This window comes from Pedobacter caeni (assembly GCF_900129215.1).
GTDB lineage: Bacteria > Bacteroidota > Bacteroidia > Sphingobacteriales > Sphingobacteriaceae > Pedobacter > Pedobacter caeni.
The window spans coordinates 553,846-570,327 of the sequence record NZ_FQUQ01000003.1 but is presented as its reverse complement, the minus strand read 5'-3'; the positions used below and the strand labels follow the sequence as shown (position 1 = coordinate 570,327).

Below are 16,482 nucleotides of genomic sequence, written 5' to 3'. Positions count from 1 at the left end.
GAGATTGAGTATCTTGTACATTCAATCTACATCAAATTCAATAATTTCTTAACCTTGACGTTGCTTGTATTTTGGATTTTTCTTGTTAATCACGAAAAGTTTACCTTTACGACGAATAATCTTGCAATCAGCGCTACGTTTTTTAATTGATGACCTAACTTTCATTTTATTTATATCTATAAGTAATCCTGCCCTTTGATAAATCGTAAGGCGACATCTCTAATTTGACTTTGTCTCCAGGAAGAATCTTGATGTAGTGCATCCTCATCTTACCTGAAATATGAGCAATTATCTCATGACCATTCTCTAGTTCCACACGGAACATGGCATTGGATAATGCTTCCCTTATTACACCGTCTTGCTCAATTGAGGCTTGTTTAGCCATATAATATTGATTTTTACTTAATTAGCTGTTACTAAACAGGGTTGCAAAATTAAATAAAAAAATTTAATTATTTACTTTTTTTTATTTAAAACTTCTTCAATTACTGAAAAGGTCGATAAAACGTCTGCATTCCCCTTTTTAACTGCCACTGTATGCTCAAAATGAGCAGATGGCCTATTGTCCTTACTGGTTACTGTCCAGCCGTCTGACCAGAACTTAACACCAGCTGTACCTGCATTGATCATTGGCTCAATAGCGATCACCATTCCTTCTTCCAGTTTAATTCCACTCCCTCGTTTACCATAATTTGGTACTTCAGGTTTTTCATGTAACTGAACTCCGACACCGTGACCCACTAATTCTTTCACCACACCAAATCCATTCGCCTCCGCATGCGCCTGTACAGCATAGCCTACGTCTCCGACCCTTGAACCTACAACGGCCTTCTCAATCGCAAGTCTTAAGCACTCTTTTGTCACCTCAACCAGTTTCTGTTTCTCCGCATCAATTTCCCCAATGGAGAAGGTATAGGCGGAGTCACCGAAATATTTGTTTAGAATGACCCCACAGTCGACAGAGATTAAATCTCCCTCCTGTATCACATACTCACCGGGAAAGCCATGAACAACCTGCTCATTAGGCGAAATACACAGTGAATACGGGAAGCCGTTATAGTTTAAAAAAGCAGGGATTGCTCCATGGTCTTTGATAAACGTTTCAGCCAGGTCATTCAGTTTTTTTGTTGTGATGCCCGGACCAATTACTTTAGCTACTTCAGCTAAGGTTTTAGATACGAGTAAAGAACTCTCTCTGATTAACTCGATCTCCTCCGGAGATTTGTAATAGATCTTAGACATGCAATTATTTAGATCACTGCATTGCTACCGCTTGCTGCAGCAGGAATTCCTGTGCGGCCGGTAACTCTGCCTGTTTTCATTAAACCATCGTAATGACGCATTAACAGATAACTTTCGATTTGTTGCAAGGTATCCAGTACTACACCTACCAGGATCAACAGGGAAGTTCCACCATAGAAGTGGGCAAATTCCGACTTGATACCGAATTTAACCGCTATAGAAGGAAGGATTGCGATGATGGCAAGGAAGACAGCACCCGGGAAGGTGATCTTCGAAATAACATCATCTATGAAGCTTGAGGTAGAAAGACCCGGTTTGATACCAGGAATGAAACCACCATTCTTCTTCATGTCATCCGACATCTGAGTAGGGTTAACAGTAATTGCAGTATAAAAGAATGTAAATGCAATAATTAAAAAGCCAAATGTTAAGCTATACGCTAATGAAGTATAGTCACTGAACTGAACCAACCAGGTATTTTGCAGGGATGGGAAGAACTGAGGAATAAACCCTGGAATAAACATCAATGCCTGAGCAAAGATGATCGGCATTACACCGGCAGCATTCACCTTTAGAGGGATGTACTGTCTTACTCCACCAAACTGTCTGTTACCAACAATTCTCTTTGCATACTGAACAGGCACTTTACGTACACCCTGAACAATCATGATGGTAAACATCACCACTGCAAATAAAGCTACAATTTCCACGACAAGGGCTATTAAGCCTGCGCCAACAAATCTTGAAGTAACCTCCTGGTATAAAGCGATTGGTAATCTGGCAATAATACCAACCATGATGATCAGTGAAATACCATTTCCAATACCTTTATCGGTGATTTTCTCACCTAACCACATCACAAACAATGTTCCTGCTGCCAACACAAATGTTGCCATTACATAGAACAAAGCATGATCAATAACGATTGCTTCTGCTGGAACCTGTGTTTTAACATAACCAACAGCCTGAACAGCTGTGATGGCTACCGTCAGGTAACGCGTAATTTGATTTAGTTTCTTCCTGCCACTTTCACCCTCCTTTTGCATTTTCTGGAAGGAAGGAACAGCAATACCTAATAGCTGAACTACAATTGAGGCAGAAATATAAGGCATAACACCCAAGGCAAGGATAGATACCCGTGAAAACGAACCTCCGGCAAACATATCCAAGAGACCCAAAAGTCCAGACTTCTCATTATTGCCTAAAAGAGTTGCATCAACACCTGGAAGAACCACGTGGGATACAAACCTATAAACCAAAAGAATCATGAGCGTAAATACAATACGCTCTTTCAATTCTTGAATTTTCCAAATATTACTTAAAGTAGTAAACAGCTTCTTCATTAATTACAATTTTTCGATTGAGCCTCCAACAGCCTCAATAGCTTTTTGTGCGGTTGCAGAAAAAGCATGTGCTTTAACTTCTAACTTAGTTTTAACTTCACCACGACCAAGAATTTTAACAAGGTCATTTTTATGAGCTAAACCGTGATCCTGCAATGTAGCAAAATCAATTGTAGTTAAGCTAAATTTCTCTGCTAATCCTTGTAATACGTCTAAGTTAACGCTTACATATTCAACGCGGTTAATAGGTTTGAAACCTACCTTAGGTACACGACGTTGCAATGGCATTTGTCCACCCTCAAAACCAATTTTGGTTTTGTGACCTGAACGTGATCCAGCACCTTTGTGTCCACGTGTAGATGTACCACCGCGTCCGGAACCGGTACCACGACCAATTCTCTTGTTGTTTTTTGTTGAACCTGCTGCAGGTTTAAGATTACTTAAGTTCATTTTTTGAAACTTGTGCTGCCCTTCGCTTTCACTAATCAGGGCAACGGTTAAACATATTTAAAGGTTGCAAATGTAATTATATAAACCACATTTACAACCTTTAAAAATTTATATACTCTCTATAGCAACTAAGTGATTCACTTTTCTCACCATTCCGATGATGGCAGCGTTAGCTTCCACTTCTACACTTTGGTTCATTTTAGTTAAACCTAATGCTTTCATCGTTCTTTTTTGGCGTTCGCTTCTATCGATAATGCTTTTTATCTGGGTTATTTTGATCTTAGCCATAATATTATCCGTTAAAAACTTTATTTAAATCGACACCACGTTGCTGAGCGACAGTATAAGCATCGCGCATTTTAGTTAAAGCATCAACAGTTGCTTTTACCACGTTGTGAGGATTTGATGAACCTTTAGACTTTGCAAGTACGTTATGTACTCCTGCACTCTCTAATACAGCACGCATTGCACCACCAGCAATAACACCTGTACCTACTGCTGCTGGTTTGATTAATACAAAACCACCAGAGAATTTACCGATTTGCTCATGAGGAACAGTACCGTTTAACAGAGGAACTTTTACCAAGTTCTTTTTCGCATCATCGATACCTTTAGCGATGGCTTCAGTTACCTCTTTTGCTTTACCTAATCCGTAACCTACGATTCCGTTTTCATCTCCGACAACCACGATGGCTGAGAAGCTGAAAGTACGTCCACCTTTGGTTACTTTGGCAACACGTTGTATGCTAACTAAACGATCTTTTAATTCGATCTCGCTAGTCTTAACTCTTTTTATATTGATAGTTGACATTGTTATCCTATTTTCAGATTAAAATACTAAACCAGCTTCGCGAGCACCTTCTGCCAACGATTTAACACGTCCATGGTACAAATAGCCATTTCTATCGAAAACTACTTCTTTCACACCAGCTGCAAGTGCTTTTTCAGCTACTAGTTTACCTACTGCTACTGATTGCTCAGATTTGTTTCCAGTTCCAGAAAAGTCTTTTGATAAAGACGAAGCTGATACAATTGTATTACCGGTTACGTCGTTAATGATTTGAGCATAAATTCCTTTATTGCTTCTATATACCGATAGACGTGGACGGCTTTCAGAACCTGTTAATCTTTTTCTGATTCCTTTTTTTATACGATCTCTACGAGATAATTTTTTTCCTGCCATTTTGATTATTTTTTAGAAGCTGATTTACCTGCTTTTCTTCTTAACACTTCACCTACAAACTTGATACCTTTACCTTTATATGGCTCAGGAGTACGTAACGAGCGGATTTTCGCTGCTACTTGTCCGATCAATTGTTTGTCAATACTTTCTAAAATGATTTTAGGAGTTTGACCTTTTTCAGATGTTGTTGTTACTTTAATTTCTTCCGGCAATTGGAATACATAGTGGTGAGAATAACCCAGAACTAAGTCTAATGTGTTTCCTGTGTTTGTAGCACGGTAACCAACACCTACTAATTCCTGAGAAATTTTGTATCCTTCTGTTACACCAATAACCATATTGTTTAACAATGAACGGTATAATCCGTGCAATGCTTTGTGTCTTTTCTGCTCTGAGGGACGGGTTACGGTTAGTACACCGTCTTCCTGACTTACAGTGATATCAGAATCAACTGCTTGAGTCAATTCTCCTTTAGGGCCTTTTACAGTTACTACGTTATCTTTAGCTACTGTAATCGTTACACCTGCAGGTACATTAATTGGGGCTTTTCCTATTCTTGACATTTTGCTATCCTCCTTTAATTAATAAACGTGACACAAAACCTCGCCACCAATGTTTAGTTTGGCTGCTTCTTTATCTGTCATTACACCTTTAGATGTAGACAAGATGGCGATACCTAAACCGTTTAATACTCTTGGCATATTTTCTACGCCGGCATATTGCCTTAAACCTGGTTTGCTGATACGGGTCAATGTACGGATTGCAGGGATTTTAGTGATCGCATTGTATTTCAAAGCGATTTTGATTGTTCCTTGAGCCGTAGTGTCCTCAAACTTGTAATTAGCAATGTAACCTTTGTCAAAAAGAACTTTAGTGATTTCTTTTTTAAGGTTTGATGCAGGAATTTCTACAATTCTGTGATTTGCCTTGATGGCATTTCTTACTCTTGTAAGATAATCTGCTATTGGATCTGTATTCATTTTTATATAATTGTGACGGTGGTTTCCTTCCTATCGTATTCGGGACGACCTGCCATCGGTTAATGTTTTTGTTCTCTGCCTTGGGAAAATCCCTTAGCATAAAGAAAGCTGTTTTACCAGCTTGCTTTTCTTACTCCAGGGATTTTACCTGCTAAAGCCATATCACGGAACAATACCCTTGATATACCGAAAGTACGCATGTAACCACGAGGACGTCCAGTTAATTTACAACGGTTGTGTAAACGTACTGCAGATGAGTTTTTTGGTAACTTATCTAATCCTTCATAATCACCGGCAGCTTTAAGTTCTGCACGTTTATCAGCATATTTAGCTACCAGTTTCTGGCGCTTAATTTCGCGAGCTTTTACACCTTCTTTTGCCATTATGAATTTGTGTTATTTTGGTTTTTAAATGGTAATCCAAATTGTTTTAGTAATTCCAATGCTTCAACATCAGTAGTAGCGCTGGTTACAAAGGTAATGTCCATACCTAAAATCTTGCTGATTTTGTCGATGTTGATCTCAGGGAAGATGATTTGCTCAGTAACTCCTAATGTGTAGTTACCTTTTCCATCAAATCCTTTATCATTGATACCTTTGAAATCACGGATACGAGGTAAAGCTACGGAAATTAAACGATCTAAGAACTCATACATGTTGTTGTCACGCAAAGTTACACGTACACCAACCGGCATACCTTTACGTAATTTAAAGTTTGAGATATCTTTTTTAGATTTTGCTCCAACTGCTTGCTGACCTGCGATGGTAGTCATCTCTAAAATAGAGCTGTCCATAATCTTTTTGTCAGTTACAGAGAAACGACCAACACCCTGGTTGATAGAGATTTTCTCTAACTTAGGAACCTGCATTACGCTTTTGTAATTGAACTTATCTTTAAGTGCCGTTACAATTTCCTCTTTATATTTACTTTTTAATCTTGGTACGTAAGTCATTATTTGATCTCCTCTCCTGATTTTTTACTAACCCTAACTAATTTCCCATCAGCATTAAGCTTTCTGCCAACGCGAGTAGTTGCACCTGTTTTAGGATCAACTAATGCTACGTTAGAAATATGAAGAGCAGCTTCTTTTTTAATGATACCTCCGTTTGGAGTAGCAGCATTAGGTTTTGTATGTTTTGATACAAGGTTAACACCTTCTACAAGGATTCTGCTTTTTGAAATTAATACAGAAAGCACTGTACCTTGTTGGCCTTTTGAATCGCCAGCGATTACCTTAACTAAATCTCCTTTACGGATTTTTATCTTTGGTGTAGTTACTTTATTTTTCATTTTATAATACCTCCGGTGCTAATGATACAATTTTCATGAATTGTTTTTCACGCAGTTCTCTTGCTACCGGGCCGAAAATACGTGTACCACGCGGCTCATCTTGTGCATTTAATAATACTGCTGCATTGTCGTCGAAACGAATGTAAGAACCATCTTTACGTCTGATTTCTTTTCTTGTTCTTACAACCACTGCTTTAGAAACGGTTCCTTTTTTGATGTTTCCGGAAGGCAATGCACTTTTAACGGTAACAACGATTTTGTCACCAATAGAAGCATATCTTTTTCCAGTACCACCAAGTACACGGATAACCAATACTTCTTTTGCGCCGCTATTGTCGGCTACGTTTAATCTTGATTCCTGTTGTACCATGTTATTTAGCCCTTTCTAAAATTTCAACTAATCTCCAGTTCTTGTTTTTACTCAGCGGACGAGTCTCCATGATCAGTACTGTATCACCAATACCGCAATCGTTTTTCTCGTCATGAGCCATAAATTTGGTAGTTTTCTTAACAAACTTACCATAGATCGGGTGTTTCACTTTACGTTCTACCGCTACAACAACAGACTTATCCATTTTGTTGCTTACTACCAACCCGGTTCTTGTTTTTCTTAATTGTCTTTCCATTTCGACTCTAAAGTTATTTAGTTTCAGTAGCAGACTGAGCTTTACGCTTAGTCACTTCAGTGTTTAATCGGGCAATATCCCTTCTTACCTTTTTGATACGGGTAGGATTCTCTATAGCCGAAATTGTATGTGCAAATCTTAACTTTACTAAGTTTTCAGTTTCTTCTGCAATCCTGGCTACTAGTTCTTCTTGTGAAAGCCCTGTGATTTCTGAGTTCTTCATTTTATTAATTTTTATGCCTTGGGTCTAGCGGTTATAATAACAAGTTACTTACAACATTCAACCCAAGAGCTTTTTTTATGCTTCTACGTAATCTCTACGTACTACAAATTTTGTTTGGATCGGCAATTTTTGGGCCGCTAATCTCATTGCTTCTTTAGCAACTTCTAAAGGAACACCTTCGGCTTCAAAAATAATACGTCCGGGTCTAACAACAGCAACCCAGTATTCTGGAGCACCCTTACCTTTACCCATACGTACCTCAGCTGGTTTCTTAGTTACCGGTTTGTCCGGGAATATTCTAATCCACACCTGGCCTTCACGTTTCATGAAACGAGTTACCGCAATACGGGCTGCCTCTATCTGACGACTTGTGATCCAAGTCGACTCTAAAGACTTGATCCCGAAGGATCCGAATGATAATTCAGCACCACGAGTTGCTAAACCTTTCATTCTGCCTTTTTGCATCTTTCTGAACTTCGTTCTTTTTGGCTGTAACATCTTATTCTAATATTATCGTTAAACGATCTGTTAACTAATTATTTACGAGGACCTCTGTTAGGAGTATTTCCGCCTCTATTATCTCTTCCTGCACCAGGACCGCCTTGACCTGGACCTCTTCCGCCACGACCTTTATTGTCGTTTCTTCTGTCGCCACCGCCACGGTTATCTCTGTCTCTTCCACCACCGAAAGCACCTTCTGGTCTGCCACCTTTACCTGGAGCATTGCTCACTGCACCGATGTTAGGAGAAAGGTCACGTTTACCGTAAACTTCACCTTTACAGATCCATACTTTAACACCTATTTTACCATAAGTAGTTAAAGCTTCTGCTAAAGCATAGTCAATGTCAGCACGGAAAGTATGCAAAGGAATTCTTCCTTCTTTATACTGTTCGCTACGAGCCATCTCAGCACCACCTAAACGACCAGAGGTCATAATTTTGATACCTTCAGCACCCATACGCATTGTTGATGCGATAGTAGATTTCATTGCTCTACGGAATGAGATCCTTGCTTCTAATTGTTTTGCAACACCTTCTGCAACTAATTGTGCATCAAGCTCAGGACGTTTGATCTCAAAAATGTTGATTTGAATTTCCTTTTTAGTCAATTTCTTCAACTCTTCTTTGATCTTATCCACCTCAGCTCCTGCTTTACCGATCACAATACCCGGACGAGCTGTGTGGATAGTTACCGTGATACGTTTTAACGTACGCTCGATTACCACTTTAGCTACACCGCCTTTTGCGATACGTGCAGAAAGGTATTTTCTTATTTTTTCGTCCTCAACTAATTTATCAGCATAGTTGTTGCCACCGAACCAGTTAGAATCCCAACCTTTGATGATCCCTAACCTGTTTCCTATTGGATGTGCTTTTTGTCCCATTTCTGTTAATTAGTTTGAGTTTCAACGTTTTTACTATCTACTACCAAAGTTACATGGTTTGAACGCTTACGGATTCTGTAACCACGTCCTTGAGGTGCTGGTCTAAGTCTTTTTAATTGACGACCACCGCCTACCATTATCGTTTTCACGTATAACTGGTTTTCTTCAGGGCGAGAACCTTCATTTTTAGTTTCCCAGTTTTTGATCGCTGACAATAATAGTTTCTCAACTCTTATTGCTGCATCTTTATTGGTAAACTTTAAAATATGTAAAGCTTTCTCAACACGCTCACCTCTGATAAGATCTACAACCAAACGCATTTTACGTGGTGAGGTTGGACAATTGTTTAATTTCGCTACTGCTTCCATCTCTTAATTATTTTTTCTTTTCAGAGTGACCCCTAAATGTTCTGGTTGGAGCAAACTCTCCCAGCTTGTGACCAACCATGTTTTCTGTTACGTATACCGGTATAAATTTATTACCGTTATGCACTGCAAATGTATGACCCACAAAATCTGGTGAAATCATTGATCTGCGAGACCAAGTTTTAATTACAGACCTTTTGCCTGAATCATTCATAGATACTACTTTCTTCTCTACGTTATGGTCAATATAAGGTCCTTTTTTTATCGAACGAGCCATTATTTCTTCCTTTTCTCTATGATGAAACGATTTGAGTATTTTTTAAGTGAACGGGTTTTGAAGCCTTTAGCATACATACCGTTTCTTGAGCGAGGCTGACCTCCAGATGAGCGACCCTCACCACCACCCATTGGGTGATCGACTGGGTTCATCGCTACCGGACGTGTTCTAGGACGACGTCCTAACCAACGTTTACGACCTGCTTTACCTAATACTTCATTTGCATGATCCGAGTTAGAAACTGCACCGATAGTTGCTAAACAAGTAACTAAGATAGATCTTACTTCACCTGATGGCATTTTAACAGTTGCATACTTTCCGTCACGTGCTGCCAATTGAGCATAAGCACCAGCACTACGTGCCATTTGTGCTCCACGTCCTGGTTGGATTTCAATGTTATGTACGATTGAACCCAATGGAATGTTAGCTAATTTCAATGTATTTCCTACTTCTGGAGTAGCTGTATCACCCGAAACTACTGTTTGTCCTACTTGCAATCCTTCCGGTGCAATAATGTAACGCTTCTCACCATCTACGTAATGCAATAATGCAATACGAGCAGTACGGTTTGGATCGTACTCAACAGTAGCTACTGTTGCAGGAATATCAAACTTATCACGTTTAAAGTCAATTAAACGGTAAGATTTTTTGTGACCACCACCCATGTAGCGCATAGTCATCTTTCCTGTATTGTTACGTCCTCCCGATTTTTTAGAAGATACAACCAATGATTTTTCGGGCTTGGTTGCTGTAATCTCCGTAAAGCTGGCACCTACTCTAAAGCGGGTTCCCGGAGTGACTGGTTTAAATTTTCTTAAGCCCATAGTTATAAATTATTCAATTCTTATTAAATATTCGCGTAATAATCAATTGTCTCGCCTGCTGCCAGTGTAACAATCGCTTTCTTGTATTTTGGGCTACGACCCGTAACTAAACCACCTTTAGTGTTTCTGGACTTCATTTTACCATTAACAATCATGGTATTGATTGCTAAGATGTTCACGTTGTACATTTTCTCTATGGCTTGCTTAATCTGCAATTTATTTGCTTTGTGTTCTACTCTAAAAGTAAAGCGGTTAGACTTTTCTGTTAATGCAGAAGCTTTTTCTGTTAATATTGGTTTCCTTAAAAATTCCATATTACTTGGCAAATGCCTCCTCCAATGTTTTAAGAGAATCAGCCGTTAACAAAAGCTTGCCACAGTTTAATACATCATATGTATTCAACTGATCTGCAGTAATCACTTTCGCTTTCTGGATGTTTCTGCTTGATAAATAGATATTGTTATTTTGTGAAGGTAAAACCAACAATGTCTTTTCGCCAGCTAAGTTTAAAGCGCTAACTAAATTGATGTAGTTTTTAGTTTTGATTGAATCAAAAGCAAAGTCTTCTAAAACAACAACGTTGTTATCCTGAGCTTTGTAAGTCAATGCTGATCTACGAGCCAGTTGCTTTAATTTTTTATTCAATTTGAAACTATAATCACGTGGCTGAGGACCAAACACGCGACCACCACCATTGAACAATGGAGATTTAATACTTCCGGCACGAGCACCACCAGTACCTTTTTGTTTGTATAGTTTACGGGTTGAACCAGCAATTTCGTTACGTTGTTTAGACTTGTGAGTACCTTGACGTTGATTAGCCAAATACTGTTTAACATCTAAATAGATTGCGTGGTCAACAGGCGTAATGCCAAATACTGACTCAGGAAGTTGCACCTTGGCACCTGTCTCTTTTCCTGAAATGTTTAATACTTTAACTTCCATCTGCTTACTTATCTAAGATTACGTAAGAACCCTTAGCTCCTGGAATGGAACCACTAACTACAACAAGGTTTTGATCAGCATAAACTTTCAAAACCTGTAAGTTCTGAATTTTTACTCTGTCACCACCCATTCTACCCGCCATACGCATACCTTTAAATACACGTGCAGGATAAGATGCAGCACCTAATGAACCTGGCGCACGCATTCTGTTATGCTGTCCGTGAGTTTGTCCACCAACACCGGCGAAACCATGACGTTTTACAACACCCTGGAAACCTTTACCTTTAGAAGTACCTACAACATCCACAAAATCACCTTCGTTGAAAATGCTTACCGTTACCGTATCACCTAAGTTCAACGATTCTTCAAACGGTTCAAATTCAACCAATTTACGTTTTGGGGTTGTGTTTGCTTTCGCAAAGTGGCCTTTAAGAGGCTGGGTAGTGTTCTTTTCTTTGGCTTCGTCGAAACCTAACTGAACTGAAACGTAACCGTCTTTCTCTTCGGTCTTTACCTGTGTTACTACACAAGGCCCAGCTTCGATCACCGTACATGGAATGTTTCTTCCATCGGCGTCGAAAATGCTGGTCATTCCTACTTTTTTTCCAATAATACCTGACATTTTCTTTTTTTAAATTAACACCCATCGAAGCAGTAGGGCTTCGTTCAAGGTGGATACAATTCCCGTTAAGGGAGGGCAAAAATACGAAAGAAATCTTAATTTTCAAATAGTTAGCTAATTATTTTTTCAAATAAGCGCTATTTTTTTTCGCGGAGGGGAATCCGCTGAGATAAGTAACTTTTTAACCAACTAACTTGTCGCTCAGGCTGTACATGATTATTGATAAAACGAACAAACCGATCAAAACGTATAAATAATCACGCTCAATCAGGAAACTAAATATCGAAAAAACCACCCTTGCAACCGGGGTAAAAATCAGCAGCAAAGTACCGAACTGAATGATTGCTTTGGCATTCAGCTCTTTCAATCCGACAAGAATGGCATGAATAGAAGAGAATCCTGATTTATTCGGGTTAAAATTGCGGTAATCGATCAGTGAGGCATGGTCAGAAAACAGGTAAAGCAAGCCTCCGATCATCACCACAGACATGGAAGCAACCACCCCTACCCGCAACAAAGTACCCAGGATGACCTGGATATCACGGTCTGCAAAGAAATTTTTCTTTTCCGAACTCATAACTTGCCTGATAAACCATTATAAATCATTTGCAAGGCGAGGAAAGTCACCACTACTGCAAACACTATTTTCAACTTATCTGTCTTCGTTCTCACCAGGATCTTCGATCCTAAAGTAGCACCGGAAAGCACTCCAATAGTAACCGGCATGGCAATTCCTGGATCTATTTGTCCGCGGTGAAGGTATACGATCGCACTTGCAGCAGCCGTTACCCCCATCATGAAATTACTCGTTGTGGTAGACACTTTAAAAGGGATCCGCATGATGTTGTCCATTGCAATCACCTTTAAAGCTCCTGAACCGATACCCAGCAAACCCGAAATGATGCCTGCAAAGAACATCATGATGAAACCACCGAATACCCGGTGAACGGCATATTTCTTCATTCCCTCTTCCGTAGGATAAGTCCCGTTCAGTTTAAAAAACACGGCCAGTTTTCCGGAAGTATCATTGTCTGAGCGGTCTACCTTCTTCACCACCATCATTGCGGCGGAGAATAAGAGGATCAAACCGAAGATGACCGCAATATAGCTTGGATCCAGATAGACGGTCACCACTGCGCCTATAACCGCACTGATCGTGGTGGCTACCTCCAGGAACATTCCAATTCTGATATTGGTAATTCCCTCTTTCACATAAGCAGCGGCAGAACCTGAAGAGGTCGCAATCACAGATACAATAGAAGCGCCAATGGCATAATGAATGTCTACTCCAAGAACCAACGTAAGCAGTGGAATAATGATCACCCCGCCCCCTAAACCAGTCAGCGAACCGACCAATCCAGCTAAAAAAGCACCTGCTAAAACTATAATTGTAAATAGTAATACCGACATTGCTGCAAATATACTATCTATAGCCTGAACACAATAAAATTACAATATGAATGTTAAATTAAATATCATGCCGCCATCATGAGCCTGCAAACACCACAAAATTCAGATCAATTACCATTAAAACACAAAACATCCTATTAAAAAACAGTACTTTATGAAAAAACTGATATTCGCAATCATAGCCGTTCTTCTATTAAATGTAAATGCACAAGCACAAATTCCGGCAGACAGTGCAAAAGCTGCTCCTGGTCTTCGGGGCCAATACGAATTCATGTTGTCAAAATCCAAAACCATTAATGGTTATAAGTTAATCAACCCGGCCAGGCTTGCCGGCCTTTGGAAAAGTGTAGCAGATTCACTCAATACCAGTCGCAAACAACTGAGCAATGTAAAACTGAAACTTGCTGAACAGGAAAAAGCCATTTCTACATTAAAAGGGCAAATTTCCGGAACAGAAAGTTCTTTGGCGACCTCCAATGCTAAATTAAATGAAATCAGCTTTCTGGGTATTTCTTTTACCAAGAGCAATTATAATGTAATTGTCTGGACGTTGATCCTGGTACTGGCAGCAGCCTTAGCCTTTGTGATCTTCAGGTCGGCCAAACACATTCATGAAGCCAAATACAGAAGTTCATTGTATGAAGAGATCTCTCAGGAATACCAGAGCTATAAAACAAAGGCCAATGATAAAGAGAAAAAACTAGCGAGAGAGTTACAGGACGAGCGCAATAAACTTGACGAATTAAAAAACAGGGGCAGATAAGCCCTTGTTTTATTACCACAAAAAAAAGCCTTCCTGAAACTCAGGAAGGCTTTTTTTGTTAACCGTCTATATAGTTAAACTTTGATTTCAACTTCAACACCGCTAGGTAATTCAAGTTTCATTAAAGCGTCAACTGTTTTAGAGTTAGAGCTATAAATGTCTAACAAACGTTTGTAAGCACATAATTGAAACTGCTCACGTGCTTTTTTGTTCACGTGTGGTGAACGTAAAACAGTGAAGATTTTCTTTTCTGTAGGCAATGGAATTGGACCACTCACTACTGCACCCGTAGGTTTAACAGTCTTAACGATTTTCTCAGCAGATTTATCTACTAAGTTGTAATCGTAAGATTTTAATTTGATTCTGATTCTTTGGCTCATCTTATTTATGTATTAAGGCTGCCGGTTAGAGCTATTAATAACCGGCTGCCGATTTTTTATTATTCTGCGGATTTAATTCTGCCTTTTGATTTGGCAACTACTTCATCCTGAACGTTTCTTGGTGCTGGTTCGTAGTGATCAAACTCCATAGTTGAAGTTGCACGACCAGAAGTAATGGTACGTAACTGAGTTACATAACCAAACATTTCAGAAAGAGGTACAGTTGCTTTAATTACCTGAGCACCATTACGGGTGTCCATACCTAAAAGCTGACCACGACGACGGTTCATGTCACCGATTACATCACCCATGTTTTCTTCAGGGGTTAAGATCTCGATTTTCATGATTGGCTCCATCAATACTGGGCTACATTTAGGCAATGCCTCACGGTAAGCCATTTTAGCAGCAAGTTCGAATGACAAAGCATCTGAATCGACTGCGTGGAATGAACCATCAATTAAGCGAACTTTCATGTCTGGAAGTGGATATCCAGCCAATACTCCGTTAGCCATCGATGCTGCAAATCCTTTCTCTACAGAAGGGATAAACTCACGAGGGATTGAACCACCAGTAATTTCGTTTACAAATTGTAATCCACCTTTTTCAAAGTCCGCATCGATTGGAGAAATCACAACCTGGATATCCGCGAATTTACCACGACCACCTGATTGTTTTTTGTAAGTCTCACGATGTTGAACAGATCCGTGAATTGCCTCTTTATAAGCAACTTGTGGAGCTCCTTGATTCACCTCTACTTTAAACTCACGTCTTAAGCGGTCAATCAGGATATCTAAGTGAAGCTCACCCATACCAGAGATTACAGTCTGACCAGTTTCCTCGTCAGTTTGAACTCTGAATGTAGGATCTTCTTCAGCTAATTTAGATAAACCAATACCTAATTTATCGATATCAGCCTGAGTTTTAGGCTCAATAGCTAAACCAATAACCGGCTCTGGGAAATCCATAGATTCCAGAATGATCGGGTGTTTCTCATCACAAAGTGTATCACCTGTTTTGATATCTTTAAATCCTACTACCGCAGCAATATCACCAGCACCTACATTAGGGATTGGGTTTTGCTTGTTAGCATGCATCTGGAAGATACGGGAGATACGCTCTTTGTTCTCAGAACGTGCGTTATAAACGTAAGAACCAGCATCTAAGTTACCTGAGTAAACACGGATAAAGCACAAACGACCTACGAAAGGATCGGTTGCAATTTTAAACGCTAAAGCTGCAAATGGCTCTTTAACATCTGGTTGACGGGTTACTTCTTCACCTGTGTTCGGGTTGATACCAGTGATACCATCCACATCCATTGGCGAAGGCAATAATTCCATTACCAGATCCAACATAGTCTGAACACCTTTGTTTTTGAAAGATGAACCACAAACCATAGGAACGATTTTAGCATCTAAAGTTGCTTTACGCAATGCATCAAGAATCTCACGCTCAGTGATTGAGTTAGGATCATCAAAGAATTTCTCCATTAATGACTCATCATAATCAGCAACAGCTTCTAATAAGTTCTCTCTCCATTCCGCAACTTCGTCAACCATATCAGCAGGGATTGGCACTTCAGTAAAGGTCATCCCTTTATCATGCTCATTCCAAACGATACCACGGTTATTGATTAAATCAACAACACCAGTAAAGCTATCTTCTGCACCAATTGGTAACTGTAAAGGAACTGCATGGCTACCCAGCATATCTCTTACCTGTTTAACAACTTTTAAGAAGTCAGCTCCTGAACGGTCCATTTTGTTAACGAAACCAATACGTGGAACTGCATAGTTGTTAGCTAAACGCCAGTTAGTTTCAGATTGAGGCTCAACACCATCAACTGCTGAAAATAAGAATACCAATCCATCCAAAACACGAAGTGAACGGTTTACCTCTACGGTAAAATCCACGTGACCCGGAGTATCGATAACGTTTACCTGATATTTTTCACCACGGTAAGGCCAGAAAACTGTTGTAGCAGCAGAGGTGATGGTTATCCCACGTTCCGCTTCCTGTACCATCCAGTCCATCGTAGACGCACCTTCGTGTACCTCACCAATTTTGTGATTTACTCCGGCGTAATAAAGGATACGCTCAGTTGTTGTGGTTTTACCCGCATCAATGTGAGCCGCGATTCCGATATTTCTTGTAAATTTTAAATCTCTTGACAT

At 39.6% G+C, this 16,482-nt stretch carries 29 protein-coding genes; 1 reads left to right on the top strand and 28 read right to left on the bottom strand.

Features of this window, described 5'->3' with window-relative positions:
- Window positions 1–48: 48 nt before the first annotated feature.
- From rpmJ to BUC20_RS17000, 26 genes are all read right to left on the bottom strand, one after another.
- Window positions 49–165, bottom strand: coding sequence for a 50S ribosomal protein L36 (gene rpmJ / locus BUC20_RS17125; protein WP_073232286.1), 117 nt, complete (start codon window positions 163–165; stop codon window positions 49–51).
- Between the two features lies 1 nt (window position 166).
- A complete protein-coding gene (gene infA / locus BUC20_RS17120; protein ID WP_008244555.1) occupies window positions 167–385 on the bottom strand; it encodes a translation initiation factor IF-1 in 219 nt (72 codons plus the stop codon).
- 71 nt (window positions 386–456) lie between these two features.
- Window positions 457–1,242 (bottom strand): type I methionyl aminopeptidase, encoded by a 786-nt coding sequence (gene map / locus BUC20_RS17115; protein ID WP_073232285.1) that lies wholly within the window; start codon window positions 1,240–1,242, stop codon window positions 457–459.
- Between the two features lie 8 nt (window positions 1,243–1,250).
- Entirely contained in the window at window positions 1,251–2,585 is a 1,335-nt protein-coding gene (gene secY / locus BUC20_RS17110; protein ID WP_073232284.1) for a preprotein translocase subunit SecY, read from the bottom strand.
- Window positions 2,586–2,588: 3 nt separating this feature from the next.
- Entirely contained in the window at window positions 2,589–3,035 is a 447-nt protein-coding gene (gene rplO / locus BUC20_RS17105; protein WP_073232283.1) for a 50S ribosomal protein L15, read from the bottom strand.
- A 108-nt stretch (window positions 3,036–3,143) separates the two neighbouring features.
- On the bottom strand, window positions 3,144–3,323 hold the full coding sequence (rpmD, locus tag BUC20_RS17100; protein ID WP_008244564.1) for a 50S ribosomal protein L30: 180 nt from the start codon (window positions 3,321–3,323) through the stop codon (window positions 3,144–3,146).
- 4 nt (window positions 3,324–3,327) lie between these two features.
- Window positions 3,328–3,846 carry a 30S ribosomal protein S5 gene (gene rpsE, locus BUC20_RS17095; RefSeq protein ID WP_008244566.1) on the bottom strand — a complete coding sequence of 173 codons (519 nt, stop codon included), beginning with the start codon at window positions 3,844–3,846 and terminating at the stop codon, window positions 3,328–3,330.
- 18 nt (window positions 3,847–3,864) lie between these two features.
- The gene (rplR, locus tag BUC20_RS17090; protein ID WP_073232282.1) at window positions 3,865–4,218 is read right to left on the bottom strand and encodes a 50S ribosomal protein L18; all 354 of its coding nucleotides are present in this window, start codon (window positions 4,216–4,218) and stop codon (window positions 3,865–3,867) included.
- 5 nt (window positions 4,219–4,223) lie between these two features.
- Window positions 4,224–4,781, bottom strand: coding sequence for a 50S ribosomal protein L6 (gene rplF / locus BUC20_RS17085; protein WP_073232281.1), 558 nt, complete (start codon window positions 4,779–4,781; stop codon window positions 4,224–4,226).
- A gap of 18 nt (window positions 4,782–4,799) precedes the next feature.
- Window positions 4,800–5,198, bottom strand: coding sequence for a 30S ribosomal protein S8 (gene rpsH, locus BUC20_RS17080; protein ID WP_069379639.1), 399 nt, complete (start codon window positions 5,196–5,198; stop codon window positions 4,800–4,802).
- Window positions 5,199–5,311: 113 nt separating this feature from the next.
- Window positions 5,312–5,581: a 30S ribosomal protein S14 gene (rpsN, locus tag BUC20_RS17075; protein ID WP_055130472.1), complete on the bottom strand. Its 270-nt coding sequence runs from the start codon at window positions 5,579–5,581 to the stop codon at window positions 5,312–5,314.
- Window positions 5,581–6,150 carry a 50S ribosomal protein L5 gene (rplE, locus tag BUC20_RS17070; protein ID WP_073232280.1) on the bottom strand — a complete coding sequence of 190 codons (570 nt, stop codon included), beginning with the start codon at window positions 6,148–6,150 and terminating at the stop codon, window positions 5,581–5,583. Before rplE ends, rpsN begins: the two co-directional genes overlap by 1 nt.
- Window positions 6,150–6,488, bottom strand: coding sequence for a 50S ribosomal protein L24 (gene rplX, locus BUC20_RS17065; RefSeq protein ID WP_069379637.1), 339 nt, complete (start codon window positions 6,486–6,488; stop codon window positions 6,150–6,152). The genes rplE and rplX overlap by 1 nt, the downstream gene beginning before the upstream one ends.
- A 1-nt stretch (window position 6,489) precedes the next feature.
- Window positions 6,490–6,858 carry a 50S ribosomal protein L14 gene (gene rplN, locus BUC20_RS17060; RefSeq protein ID WP_062550431.1) on the bottom strand — a complete coding sequence of 123 codons (369 nt, stop codon included), beginning with the start codon at window positions 6,856–6,858 and terminating at the stop codon, window positions 6,490–6,492.
- 1 nt (window position 6,859) lies between these two features.
- The gene (rpsQ, locus tag BUC20_RS17055; RefSeq protein WP_037442595.1) at window positions 6,860–7,114 is read right to left on the bottom strand and encodes a 30S ribosomal protein S17; all 255 of its coding nucleotides are present in this window, start codon (window positions 7,112–7,114) and stop codon (window positions 6,860–6,862) included.
- Window positions 7,115–7,127: 13 nt separating this feature from the next.
- Entirely contained in the window at window positions 7,128–7,337 is a 210-nt protein-coding gene (gene rpmC, locus BUC20_RS17050) for a 50S ribosomal protein L29 (RefSeq protein ID WP_069379636.1), read from the bottom strand.
- 75 nt (window positions 7,338–7,412) lie between these two features.
- The gene (rplP, locus tag BUC20_RS17045; protein WP_048907441.1) at window positions 7,413–7,835 is read right to left on the bottom strand and encodes a 50S ribosomal protein L16; all 423 of its coding nucleotides are present in this window, start codon (window positions 7,833–7,835) and stop codon (window positions 7,413–7,415) included.
- 38 nt (window positions 7,836–7,873) lie between these two features.
- Complete coding sequence (gene rpsC / locus BUC20_RS17040) at window positions 7,874–8,722, bottom strand: 30S ribosomal protein S3 (protein ID WP_069379635.1); 849 nt, start codon at window positions 8,720–8,722, stop codon at window positions 7,874–7,876.
- Window positions 8,723–8,727: 5 nt separating this feature from the next.
- Window positions 8,728–9,090 (bottom strand): 50S ribosomal protein L22, encoded by a 363-nt coding sequence (rplV, locus tag BUC20_RS17035; RefSeq protein WP_055130479.1) that lies wholly within the window; start codon window positions 9,088–9,090, stop codon window positions 8,728–8,730.
- Window positions 9,091–9,097: 7 nt separating this feature from the next.
- On the bottom strand, window positions 9,098–9,364 hold the full coding sequence (gene rpsS / locus BUC20_RS17030) for a 30S ribosomal protein S19 (protein ID WP_069379634.1): 267 nt from the start codon (window positions 9,362–9,364) through the stop codon (window positions 9,098–9,100).
- Entirely contained in the window at window positions 9,364–10,188 is an 825-nt protein-coding gene (rplB, locus tag BUC20_RS17025; RefSeq protein ID WP_073232279.1) for a 50S ribosomal protein L2, read from the bottom strand. The genes rpsS and rplB overlap by 1 nt, the downstream gene beginning before the upstream one ends.
- A 23-nt stretch (window positions 10,189–10,211) precedes the next feature.
- A complete protein-coding gene (gene rplW, locus BUC20_RS17020) occupies window positions 10,212–10,502 on the bottom strand; it encodes a 50S ribosomal protein L23 (protein WP_073232278.1) in 291 nt (96 codons plus the stop codon).
- Window position 10,503: 1 nt separating this feature from the next.
- Window positions 10,504–11,133 carry a 50S ribosomal protein L4 gene (gene rplD, locus BUC20_RS17015; protein ID WP_073232277.1) on the bottom strand — a complete coding sequence of 210 codons (630 nt, stop codon included), beginning with the start codon at window positions 11,131–11,133 and terminating at the stop codon, window positions 10,504–10,506.
- Between the two features lie 4 nt (window positions 11,134–11,137).
- Window positions 11,138–11,755, bottom strand: coding sequence for a 50S ribosomal protein L3 (gene rplC, locus BUC20_RS17010; RefSeq protein ID WP_073232276.1), 618 nt, complete (start codon window positions 11,753–11,755; stop codon window positions 11,138–11,140).
- Window positions 11,756–11,936: 181 nt separating this feature from the next.
- The gene (locus tag BUC20_RS17005; protein ID WP_073232275.1) at window positions 11,937–12,332 is read right to left on the bottom strand and encodes a DUF1634 domain-containing protein; all 396 of its coding nucleotides are present in this window, start codon (window positions 12,330–12,332) and stop codon (window positions 11,937–11,939) included.
- Window positions 12,329–13,165 (bottom strand): sulfite exporter TauE/SafE family protein, encoded by an 837-nt coding sequence (locus BUC20_RS17000; protein WP_073232274.1) that lies wholly within the window; start codon window positions 13,163–13,165, stop codon window positions 12,329–12,331. The genes BUC20_RS17005 and BUC20_RS17000 overlap by 4 nt, the downstream gene beginning before the upstream one ends.
- A 154-nt stretch (window positions 13,166–13,319) precedes the next feature.
- Here BUC20_RS17000 and BUC20_RS16995 point away from each other — a divergent pair, with 154 nt between their 5' ends.
- Window positions 13,320–13,928 carry a hypothetical protein gene (locus BUC20_RS16995; RefSeq protein ID WP_073232273.1) on the top strand — a complete coding sequence of 203 codons (609 nt, stop codon included), beginning with the start codon at window positions 13,320–13,322 and terminating at the stop codon, window positions 13,926–13,928.
- A 74-nt stretch (window positions 13,929–14,002) separates the two neighbouring features.
- On the opposite strand, the gene rpsJ is transcribed toward BUC20_RS16995, so the two are convergent.
- The gene (gene rpsJ, locus BUC20_RS16990; RefSeq protein WP_008244591.1) at window positions 14,003–14,308 is read right to left on the bottom strand and encodes a 30S ribosomal protein S10; all 306 of its coding nucleotides are present in this window, start codon (window positions 14,306–14,308) and stop codon (window positions 14,003–14,005) included.
- A 59-nt stretch (window positions 14,309–14,367) separates the two neighbouring features.
- Window positions 14,368–16,482, bottom strand: a complete 2,115-nt coding sequence (gene fusA, locus BUC20_RS16985) for an elongation factor G (protein ID WP_073232272.1) — start codon at window positions 16,480–16,482, stop codon at window positions 14,368–14,370.